The following is a 679-nucleotide window of genomic DNA, read 5'->3' on the forward strand; positions in this document are numbered from 1 at the left end:
GATGTCCGATCAGCGATGTCGTCAGACCGTGCACCTCTCCTGGAAAGAGAGGGAGGAGGAGCGCCGAAAGACGCGCCTTCAATTCAAGTACGCGGCCGGCATCGTGTCGCCACGAGAGGCTGACCGCGAAACGCCTTTCGACGCTCCGCCGCGGCGATTTCTGTCCTCGGGACCGCACTTCCGGGTGAGGATGGGGGAGAAACTCGACCCCTGATCCGGCCGGCTTTCGCCGCCTTCGTCCTCACCGCGTCCAGCCGGCGAACGGCAGAGCCCCATAGTGAGCCCGGACGGTGACCCGAGGCCTCCCGGGAGCGGAGAAGGACGTCCCTTCTCGCGCGCGCAGGCGCCACATCCCGCCCCGCGCTATCAAGCGTCCCTGGCAACGCCCCTCAAGTGAGGCGGGATGGATAGGAATATAATCCATATAGGAAATTTGTCAAGACAGATTTGCCGCCTCGACCTGAATCTGTAGGCTACTGCGCACTTAAAAATTTACTGCTTTGAACAAGGTCATCCATGCCCAGAATTTCGGACCATTTCAAATTAGATAAGACGCAAGCAGAACTCGACTTCGTCAATATCAACACCAACAAAGACACTCGCCTATACGTCGACCCCTACGCAATCGAGATTCGCGATGATGAATTGTCCGACGAACTCAAGTTTCATATTACGACAT

General features: G+C 57.1%; 1 protein-coding gene. It reads left to right on the top strand.

Going from position 1 to position 679, the window contains the following annotated elements:
* A partial coding sequence (locus ACP4IX_RS36380) for a hypothetical protein (RefSeq protein ID WP_024919943.1) occupies window positions 1-214 on the top strand: 214 nt, incomplete at its 5' end.
* Window positions 215-679: the final 465 nt, after the last annotated feature.

Source organism: Streptomyces sp. WG5, from assembly GCF_049974565.1.
In the GTDB taxonomy this organism is placed as follows: domain Bacteria; phylum Actinomycetota; class Actinomycetes; order Streptomycetales; family Streptomycetaceae; genus Streptomyces.